General features: G+C 71.4%; 5 protein-coding genes. All 5 read left to right on the top strand.

What is annotated here, in order from left to right; all coding sequences use genetic code 11:
• The coding region (gene cpaB, locus IMZ29_RS06140) for a Flp pilus assembly protein CpaB (protein ID WP_216181646.1) at window positions 1–874 on the top strand (874 nt) is incomplete at its 5' end.
• A gap of 11 nt (window positions 875–885) precedes the next feature.
• Window positions 886–2523, top strand: a complete 1638-nt coding sequence (locus tag IMZ29_RS06135) for a type II and III secretion system protein family protein (protein ID WP_216181643.1) — start codon at window positions 886–888, stop codon at window positions 2521–2523.
• Window positions 2523–4439, top strand: a complete 1917-nt coding sequence (locus IMZ29_RS06130; protein ID WP_216181640.1) for an ATPase, T2SS/T4P/T4SS family — start codon at window positions 2523–2525, stop codon at window positions 4437–4439. The genes IMZ29_RS06135 and IMZ29_RS06130 overlap by 1 nt, the downstream gene beginning before the upstream one ends.
• Window positions 4436–5281, top strand: a complete 846-nt coding sequence (locus IMZ29_RS06125) for a type II secretion system F family protein (protein WP_216181638.1) — start codon at window positions 4436–4438, stop codon at window positions 5279–5281. The genes IMZ29_RS06130 and IMZ29_RS06125 overlap by 4 nt, the downstream gene beginning before the upstream one ends.
• A gap of 112 nt (window positions 5282–5393) precedes the next feature.
• Window positions 5394–6278, top strand: a complete 885-nt coding sequence (locus IMZ29_RS06120) for a type II secretion system F family protein (protein WP_253206891.1) — start codon at window positions 5394–5396, stop codon at window positions 6276–6278.
• Window positions 6279–6290: the final 12 nt, after the last annotated feature.

Raw genomic sequence — 6290 nt, 5'->3', positions numbered from 1 at the left:
CGCGCGCCAGCCCATGCGCGAGGCCGTGGTGGCCGCAGAGGATCTCGCCGCCGGCGCCGTGCTCGATGCGCGCACGGCCGCGGTGCGCGAGGTGCCCGTCGCCTGGTTTCCGCAGGATGCCGTGCTCCCGGTCGATTTCGCCGCCGCGGAAGGCGCGCGGCTCGGTCGCGCCCTGCCACGGGGTGAGATCGTGTTGTGGAGTCACCTCGTCACGGCGCGCCAGCAACCCTTCTCGGCGCAGCTTGCCGCCGGACGGCGCGCGGTCACCATCGCGGTGGACGAGATCAATTCGCTCTCGGGCATGCTCGAGCCCGGCGACGTGATCGACCTGTACGTGTCGTTCGAGCATGAAGGCCGCCGTGTGACCGCACCGTTGCTCGCCAACGTCCGCGTGCTCGCGACAGGGCGGCAGCATGACGGTCTCGCGGATGCGACGGAGCGTGGCTTTGCCACGCTGACGCTGGATGCGGCGCCCGAGGACGCCGTGCGTCTCGTCGCCGCGCGCCAGCAGGGATCGATCGCGGCGATGTTGCGGCATCCGGGCGATGCGGGGCCTGCCGCGCCGAGCCGGGCGGGGGATCTGGCGCGGTTGCTGGGGCTGGACCGGCCGACGCGCGCACCAGCAGCCGGAGTACCCGTGGTGTTCGGCGACCGCGGGCCGCTCGCCATCCCGGGGCTGCACGAGCGCGTCGCGGCGCCGCAGGCATGGGCCGAACATGCCGAGTTCCTGGCGCAGGACGGCAGGCCTGAAGACGCGGTGCTGCCACCACCCGCCTCGCGCCAGCCGCCGGCGAGCAGTGCACGCCCGGCCACCTCATCGGCCTCAAGCGGCGCCGTGCGCAACCCGGCGCCCGCGCATCGGGGGCTGCCGTGAGACGCGTCGGCATGAATGTTGGGCGGGCACGCACGCAGGGCTGCGGCGGGCGGCGGCGACGCCGTGCCCGGTACGGCGCCGCGCTGGCGCTGTTGCTCGCGAGTCTGCCCGCAGGCCGAGGCCAGGCGCAGACAGATGTGCGCTGGGCGCAGTGGGCTGAGCCGCCACGCGACGCGACGGCGCCTGGTGCCGCGGCGCCACTGTCCGAGCCGACGCCAGCCTGGGCATTGCCGCCAACCGCATTCGCCCCCACGCCGACACGGTCGCTCAGGCCCGCGCTGCCGGCATCGCCGACCACGGGGCCCGGCGTCTCGGCAACGGCGGCGGCATCCCCCGCGCGCGATCCGCTGGCTGCACCGCTGCCCGGCGCGACGGCCAGCGCCCACGCGGAGGCGCTGGAGCTGTTCGCCGGTGAGACGCGCGTCATCGCGGCGCCCGCCGTGGCGCGGATCGCCGTGGGCGACGGCAATGTGCTCCACGCGGCGGCGGCCGACGGGCGGGAGGTCGTCGTGTTTGCCCGGGGGGTGGGTGCCACTTCGCTCGTGCTCTGGTCGCGTGACGGCAGCAGCCGCGTGCTGCGCGTGGACGTCGTGCCTGGCGAAGCCCGCCGCATCCAGGCCGAGCTCGCTGCCGTGCTCGATCGCATCCCCGGCGTGCGCAGCACGGTCGTGGGCGACAAGCTCATCGTCGAGGGGGATGGCCTGTCCGATGCCGACCAGGTCCGGCTCTCGGATCTGGTCGCCCGCTATCCCCAGGTCATCGATCTCACGGGGCCCATCGGCTGGGATCGCATGGTCTTGTTCGACGTGCAGGTGGTGGAACTGCCGCGCTCGCAGATGCAGGATCTGGGCGTACGGTGGGACACGACCAGCAGCGGTGGCATCAACGCGGCGGGGGTCTGGGACGCCGGGTCGAAGGGCGCCTTCCTCGAGCGTCCGGGAGCTGCCGGCGCGCAGGCAGCCTTTCCCGCCGCCGGTCCGGCGGGCTATCTGGGCTTGAACGCGGTTCTCTCCGCCCGGCTGCATGCCCTGTCCCAACGTGGTGACGCCGTGCTGCTGGCCCAGCCGCAGTTGCTCGCGCGCAGTGGCGCCACGGCCAGCTTTCTCGCCGGTGGCGAGCTGCCCTACACGACGGTGGATGCCAACGGCAATTCCTCCACGGTCTTCAAGCCCTATGGCGTCGGCCTCGATGTGACGCCGCGCATCGACCGCAGCGGTACGGTGCGCGCGCGTATCGAAGTCGAAGTCAGCGCCGTCGATCCGGTCGTCACCACGACGAGCGGCCCCGCGCTGCGCACGCGTCGCACGGCCACGGAATTCAACGTGCGCTCAGGGCAGACCCTTGTGCTGAGTGGCTTCCTGTCACGCGAGCAGGTCACTGACGAGGATGCCGTGCCCGGGCTGTCGCGCATTCCGCTGCTGGGGGCGCTGTTCCGCGCGCAGCGCGTGCAGCAGCGCGACACTGAGCTCGCGATCTTCGTGACGCCTGTGCTGGTGGGCGCCGATGACCCAGGCCTTGCGCAGCGCGTGCGCGAAGGCCGCGCCGTGCTTGACGCCACTTTCAGCGAGCCCACCCGGCTCTTCGGCCCGCCGGGTGGCAGCCTTGCCCCTGCCGTACCCATCGATCCCTTTCGTCTGGAGTCGCCTTGATGCTGGAGATCACCTGGACCCGCGATGACGGCCAACGCGTCGTCGAACGCGCACAGGCGCCGCTGTCGATCGGCCGCGATGCGAGTTGTGGCCTGCGCCTGCGCGGCTGGCGCATCGCCCGTCAGCATGCGCGTGTCTACGTGCACGAAGGCGGCGTCGGCCTGGACGATCTGGGCTCGCTCGCCGGTACTTGGCTTAACGGCCGGCGCATCGTGCACCAGGGCGATGTGCAGCCGAGTGACGAGGTACTCATCGGCGGCCACGTGCTGCAGTTCCGCTGGCACGGGCCTTCTGTGCAGGCGACGAGCCCGTCGGCGCCAGCACAAGCGATCCTCGCCAGGGCGCCGGGCGAGCCCGCCGCTGACACGGTGCCGAGACTCGCTGCCGACGCGAATCGCATCTCGACACCCAGCCTCCTGACGCTGTCCGCCGCCCCTGCCGTTGCGAAGGAAGGCACTGACTCGTCAGACGCGATGCCAGGAGCGCTGGGCATGTCGGCGCCCATGTCCTTCGCGCTGTGTGAGCCCAGTCCGTTGTCGACACCGGGCGACCACCTGCCGTCCTCAGGGACGACACGGTCCGCGCCGGCCCAGCCCTCCCTCGCGTCCGCCGATGCTGCCGGGCTCGCCTCCCCGTCCCATCTGGAGTGGCGCCGTCGCCTGCACGTTCGTCTGCTCGAAGCCATGGATCTGCGCCGGCGCGACGTGGCCAGCATGAGCGATGCGGCCTTGCGTGCCGAGGCCGATGGTCTGCTCGCGGGCCTCATTGCGGCCGCGCAGGATGAGATGCCCGTCGGACTGGACCGCCAGGCCCTGCGCCGCGAGGTCGTGGACGAAGCCGTCGGGCTGGGCCCGCTCGAAGCCTTGCTGGCTGATGCCGACATTTCCGAGATCATGGTCAATCGTCACGACGAGGTGTTCGTCGAGCGGGGCGGCGTGCTTGCACGGCATCCGGTGGGCTTCAGCAGCGAGCGCGCCGTGATCGGCGTGATCGAGCGCATCGTCGCGCCGCTCGGCCGACGCATCGACGAGAGCGCGCCCATGGTGGACGCGCGCCTGCCAGATGGCTCACGCGTGAACGCGGTGATCCCGCCCATCGCGCTGCACGGCGCTGCGCTCACGATCCGCAAGTTTCCCGTGCGGCGATTGCAGGCCGAGGATCTGGTGCGCGCCGGCGCGCTCGATGCGGCCATGGTGGATTTCCTTGGTCTGTGCGTGCGCGAGCGCCGCAACATCGTCGTCTCCGGCGGAACGGGATCAGGCAAGACGACACTGCTGAACATCCTGTCGAACTTCGTGCCAGCGGGCGAGCGCATCGTCACCATCGAGGACGCGGCCGAGCTGCGGCTGCACCACGCGCACCGCGTCGCCCTGGAGGCGCGCCCGGCCAACGTCGAAGGACGAGGGGCCGTCACGATCCGGGACCTGGTGCGCAATGCGCTGCGCATGCGGCCGGATCGCATCGTGGTGGGCGAGTGCCGGGGGGCGGAGGCGCTGGACATGCTGCAGGCCATGAACACCGGCCACGCGGGCTCGCTCACGACACTGCATGCCAACACCCCGCGCGACGCGCTCGCCCGGCTGGAGACGCTGGTGCTCATGGCAGGCATGGATCTGCCGCTCGCGGCGGTACGCGAGCAGATTGCCGCCGCCGTGGACGTGATCGTGCAGCAGTCGCGCGACACGGCCGGCGTGCGGCGCGTCGTGGGCATCGTCGAAGTCGCAGGCGTCGAAAGCGGCCGCATCCAGTTGCAGGAACTCTTTCGCTTCGAGGACGACCGGGAGGGCGGCGCCTTCGTCGGGGCAGGGCTGTTGCCTCGTCACTTCGAGACGTGGCTGGCGCGCGGCCTCATGCGTGACAGCACGCCGTTCTTCGGACGCACGCCGGTGCCAGCGCCCACGAGGCATCTCGCATGACCTTCATCGTCGTCCTGGCTGCGGCGTTGAGCGTGGGCGTGCTGGCCTGGCTGGCCCTGGAGGCATCGCGGGCGGCGCTGGCGCGCTATCGCCGGCATTTCACCGAAACGGCGCGCGTGCAGTTGAGTGAGTTCTTCCTCTTCATTGATCCGGCCCAGCTCTGGATAGCCAACGTCATCGCCTGTGTCCTCGCCGGCGCGCTGGTCGCGGTGCTGGCCGGCAGTGGCGTGCTCGCCGTCGGGGTGATGGCACTGTGCATCGTGCTGCCCCGCTGGGGGCTGCGCCACCTGCGACTGCGCCGCTTGGCGAACTTCGACAGCCAGTTGCCGGACGCGCTGCTGACCCTGGCCTCAGGGTTGCGCGCCGGTGCCGGCGTAAGCAGCGCACTGCGGCATCTGGTCACCGAGGCGCCGGCGCCACTCGCCCAGGAGTTCGCGCTCATGCTGCGCGAGCAGCGTCTGGGGGTAGGGCTGGACACCGCGCTTGCCAGCCTGGCGCAGCGCGTCCCCACTGAAGCCACGGCACTCACAGTGTCGGCGCTGCGCATCGCGACAGAGACGGGCGGCAACCTCGCGGAGGCGCTCGAACGGATCTCGGCGCTCGTGCGCCATCGGCTGCACATGCAGGCTCGCATCGGTAGCCTGACGGCTCAGGGGCGTCTGCAGGCCTGGGTGATCGGTGCCTTGCCGCCTCTGTTGGCCGTGGTGCTCGACCGACTCGAACCCGAGGCCATGGCGGCGCTCTGGGGCACGCTGGCCGGGTGGATGACGCTCGCGGTCATCGTCAGTCTGGAGGTGCTGGGGCTCTGGTGGGTGCGGCGCATCGTCCGCATCGACGTATGAGCGGGCGACGACGCGCGATGTGGCCCATGCGCATGCCGTGCGGGCAGGGTGCGGTTACGTCCGAGGGCCTTGGTTGGCCGCATGGCGCGCATCGCACGACAGGACACGGGCCATGCTTGGCGTGATCGCCGCTGCCGCGGGTGTCAGCGTGGGCTTGCTCGTCTGGCTGGCCCTGGCCTGGTGGCGGCATCTGCCGGCACGGGCAGGGGTGTTGCCTGTGGGCGTGCCGCTGCCCCTGTGGTGGCGGCTGCTCGCTCCCGCAGGGTCCGTCTTCGGTCATACCTTAGGGCGCCGATTCAGCGGCCGGGCCCGCCATCGTCTGGAGGCGCAGTTGCGCCAGGCCGGCTGGCATCATCGGCTGCCAGCCAACGACGTGCTGGGGATGCAGGGCGCGGCAGCGCTGGCCGCTGCGGCGCTGATGGGCGGGCTGGGCGTCGTGAGCCTGGGCCTCGAGGTGCAGATTGCCCTGGTCGTGGCCCTGGCCGCCGCCGGCATCGGGCAGGCCTTGCCGCGGCTGTGGCTGCGCGATCAGGCGCGCAGCCGTCAGCGCGCCATCGCGCGCGCCTTGCCCTTCGTGCTGGACATGGTCACGCTCTGCGTGGAAGGCGGGCTCAATCTGCAAGGGGCCTTGCAGCAGGCCGCCGAGAAGGGCGCGGAGCGCGCGATGCGGGAAGAGCTACAGCACACGTTGGCGGACATCCGCACGGGGCTGCCGCGGGCCGAGGCCCTGCGCCAACTCGCCCAGCGTACCGGCGTGCCCACCGTGCGCCTGTGGGTGACGGCCATGATCCAGGCAGAGTCGCTGGGTATGAGTCTCGCGCCAATCCTGCGCGCCCAGGCGGATCAGCGGCGCGCGGAGCGTTTTCTGGTGGCGGAGAAGCTCGCCATGCAGGCGCCCGTGAAGATGCTCCTGCCGCTGGTCACCTGCATCTTTCCCTGCACGTTCATCGTGCTGGGCTTTCCCATCGTCATCAAGCTGATCGGGGTGTTCGGATGAGGACGCTCGCAC

This window comes from Verticiella alkaliphila (assembly GCF_018904615.1).
Lineage (GTDB): Bacteria > Pseudomonadota > Gammaproteobacteria > Burkholderiales > Burkholderiaceae_B > Verticiella > Verticiella alkaliphila.
The sequence above is the reverse complement of the archived record's forward strand: the minus strand, read 5'-3'. Positions and strand labels throughout refer to the sequence as shown.

Excerpts from the sequence above, each read along its gene's own strand:
- IMZ29_RS06135 (WP_216181643.1), top strand. The coding sequence starts at position 886 with ATGAATGTTGGGCGGGCACGCACGCAGGGCTGCGGCGGGCGGCGGCGA.
- IMZ29_RS06130 (WP_216181640.1), top strand. The coding sequence starts at position 2,523 with ATGCTGGAGATCACCTGGACCCGCGATGACGGCCAACGCGTCGTCGAA.
- IMZ29_RS06125 (WP_216181638.1), top strand. The coding sequence starts at position 4,436 with ATGACCTTCATCGTCGTCCTGGCTGCGGCGTTGAGCGTGGGCGTGCTG.
- IMZ29_RS06120 (WP_253206891.1), top strand. The coding sequence starts at position 5,394 with ATGCTTGGCGTGATCGCCGCTGCCGCGGGTGTCAGCGTGGGCTTGCTC.